At 33.3% G+C, this 3,225-nt stretch carries 3 protein-coding genes; 1 reads left to right on the top strand and 2 read right to left on the bottom strand.

The genetic code is table 11. The features are described 5' to 3' along the window. Window positions 1–382: 382 nt before the first annotated feature. The gene (locus AFK68_RS04765) at window positions 383–934 is read left to right on the top strand and encodes a gamma-glutamylcyclotransferase (RefSeq protein WP_094671806.1); all 552 of its coding nucleotides are present in this window, start codon (window positions 383–385) and stop codon (window positions 932–934) included. A gap of 564 nt (window positions 935–1,498) precedes the next feature. Here AFK68_RS04765 and AFK68_RS04760 read toward each other — a convergent pair. Beyond that, window positions 1,499–1,840, bottom strand: a complete 342-nt coding sequence (locus AFK68_RS04760) for a profilin (protein WP_094671805.1) — start codon at window positions 1,838–1,840, stop codon at window positions 1,499–1,501. Window positions 1,841–1,945: 105 nt separating this feature from the next. Further along, a partial coding sequence (locus AFK68_RS04755) for a diguanylate cyclase (RefSeq protein ID WP_210407232.1) occupies window positions 1,946–3,225 on the bottom strand: 1,280 nt, incomplete at its 5' end.

The following is a 3,225-nucleotide window of genomic DNA, read 5'->3' as shown; positions in this document are numbered from 1 at the left end:
ATGTCCGGTTGAATAGTTATAATTAAAGCTAGTAGTTGGGCTTGAGCCCTATCTTAGAGTTCGGGCTAAAGCCCAACTACAAACAAAAATTTTTTTATCCCTAATTATCCGGACATAATATAATGCAGCACAGAAAAACTTCTGTGGCAATATTACTGTTGATAGTAAAGTTTCTTTGAGTTCTACGTTTTACTGTTTGTTTGCCTACAGAAGTTGCAGATAGTAAAAGTTAAGATTTATTACTAATGAAAATATTTCAATATTACTTGAGCCAAGCTTAAAAGAAATGATTTTTTTAGGCATAGCTTGCCATAAATATTCCAGTTAAATATTTCTGGAATTCAATGATATACTAACTCAAATTCTCCAGTCAAAAATTAAGATGAACAAGTTAATTTCTAAAGAGAAAAAGTTTTACTATTTTGCTTATGGTTCCTGTATGTGTCCTGTTGATTTAAAACGAACTTTAGGTGAAAATACTCATCCCTATGTTATTGGTCCGGCGAAACTTAAAGGATACAAACTTGGATTTTATCGTTATTCAGAAAAGCGTAATTGTGGAGCATTAGATGTGGTAAAAAGCCAAAATTCTACTGTGGAAGGAGTGCTTTATAATTTACCTTTGAGGTTGCGCGATCGCCTAGATGAAAGAGAGACTGTAAAGTTCGATTTTATTAAACAAATTCACTGCGGTGGTTATCGACCAGAAAAAATTGAAGTATCTTGTCAAGGTAAATTATATAGTGAAGTTAATACCTATGTAGTTGTAGATAAATTACCCCAGGAACTAGCTCCTAATGATTGGTATTTTAATGTTGTACTTCGAGGTGCAATTACTTGTGGACTTTCTGAAGAATACTGTTGGAAATTGTTTGAACATATGTACAGTTTACAGCATCAGAAAAGACCCAAAAAATTATTAGCTGCGGCGTAGATATACTATTATTTATTGGAGTTTGCTGAAAAAGTCTATTTGTTTATAGCGATAGTCCTTGACTACAACCGTTGTAGGGGCAATTTCCTAAGTCATGCTGCCTCTTATACCATGGTGGTTACATACCGATACTTTCGAGATACTCTACAATTACAGCCACTCCTTTATAGCGCTACGCGCAAGTCAAAATTCAAAATTCAAAATTCAAAAGTAATCCCTGACGCTCGTTTGAGCATTTATAAACGTCCTAACCTATTTGCGTAGTGCTATATTAGTATTTCCTTGTTGACCGCCTTCGGGACAATGGGCAATTACGGAAAAATAAGGGTTTAAAGCCTCTCCTTTCAAGGAGAAAAAAGAAAAAAATTTCCCTTTTAACCAATCCTCTTATTTTCAATAATTAATTATTAATTATTAATTATTNGTATTTCCTTGTTGACCGCCTTCGGGACAATGGGCAATTACGGAAAAATAAGGGTTTAAAGCCTCTCCTTTCAAGGAGAAAAAAGAAAAAAATTTCCCTTTTAACCAATCCTCTTATTTTCAATAATTAATTATTAATTATTAATTATTGAAGATAGCTGTTTTGGATGCCTGAAGCGTAATTGCACCTTCGTATTTCTTTTTCCCAAACACTACTTTCCCATCTTCTTCTCTGAGAAATTGGTATTCCACACCTTCAGCAACAATACCACTAGCCATAAATTCAGAAAAATCTTTGGATTTAAAGCACCCAGCAATATTTACAGTTTCCCCAGTCGAAAGTTTCAGAGCATGAGGATGAGCATCTGTAGTCCACTTAGCACCGCCATCAAGACCAATAATACAAGCTTTGTCAGCATGAGTATTTCCTGAAGCATCTTTAGTTTGGCCAATTAAATTGTCGATATAGCTATCCCAGGACATAAAAACCCCCTTTTTCTTTTAGCGTGTAATTTTATGTAACTCAGGGCAAATTTTTTATTCATACTACCAATAAAGTTCTATATTTATTCAGTAAACCCTAATTAGTTATACAGTACAAAATTGATTACGGCCTCCTCTTTTAGCTTGATACAACGCCTTGTCGGCATAACTAATCATGTCCTCTAAATTTATTATTTCTTCACTGTAACTTGCTACGCCAATACTTGTGTAAACTTTAATTATCTCTGCTTCAAATGTAATTTCTATCTCTCTCATACCCAAGCATATCCTTTCTGCTACTTCTACTGCTTGCTTCTGATTAGTTTCTGGTAGGATAGCCATAAATTCATCTCCTCCCAAACGCCCCAAAATATCTACTTTACGGATATTTTTTAATACCGCTTTAACCATTTCAATAATCACTCGATCGCCTATTTGATGTCCGTAAGTATCATTAATTATTTTGAATTTATCAATATCCATCATTAATATAGAAAAAGGATGTTGATAACGAATAGATCGGTCAAACTCTTGTGCAGCTAATTTCATAATTTGACGACGGTTATAAATGTTTGTTAACCCATCTGTTGTCGCCTGTTTTTCTAATTCTTCAGATAATTCTTTTTGTTTAGTTAAAGCTACTTCTAATTCTTCCATAACTTTTTGGCGATCGCTAACATCTCTTAAGCAGATAATATCAACAGTTTCTCCCTGCCATTCTGTTTTTCCTACAGTTATTTCTGCTACCCCTAATTTACCATTGGGATGAATAAAGTCTAATAGTGCTTTGTCAGAAGTTAATATTGGTATGCCCAAACTATGGTTTAAAAGTGCTTCTAAAGGTTGACCAAATATTCTTGCTGCTGCCGGGTTTGCAAATTTCACTACACCATCTCGATCAATAATTAAAATACCATCATACAGATGAGTAATTATTGTATTTAATTTAGCTTCACTTTCCTTTAACTCATCAGATTTTTGTTTGATAATTAAATGAGTTTTTACCTTAGCTAAAACTTCTTCATAGTCAAACGGTTTTTGTAGATAATCAATTACTCCTAACTCAAAATTATAATTCAAATATTTTCGTTCTTTATTGACAGTCATAAAAATCATTGGGATATGTTGATGTTTTAAATCCTCTTGAAGTTGATGACATACCCCACATCCATTATCTTCTGCTACTTTCAAATCAAACAGAATTAGGTTTGGGTGTAAATGACTAATTTTCTGTCTAGCTTCTTGACAATTTGTGGCAAAATTTAGGTTATAGCCTGCCTTGACTAAAACATTTCCTAATAGTTTAAGATTTTCTGGATGATAGTCAACTATTAAAATTGAAAAATCACTGGCAACAAAGTTTTTCATATAGCTACACCTATAGC

This window comes from Hydrocoleum sp. CS-953 (assembly GCF_002260545.1).
GTDB lineage: Bacteria > Cyanobacteriota > Cyanobacteriia > Cyanobacteriales > Microcoleaceae > Trichodesmium.
This window is presented reverse-complemented; position numbering and strand designations above follow the sequence as displayed.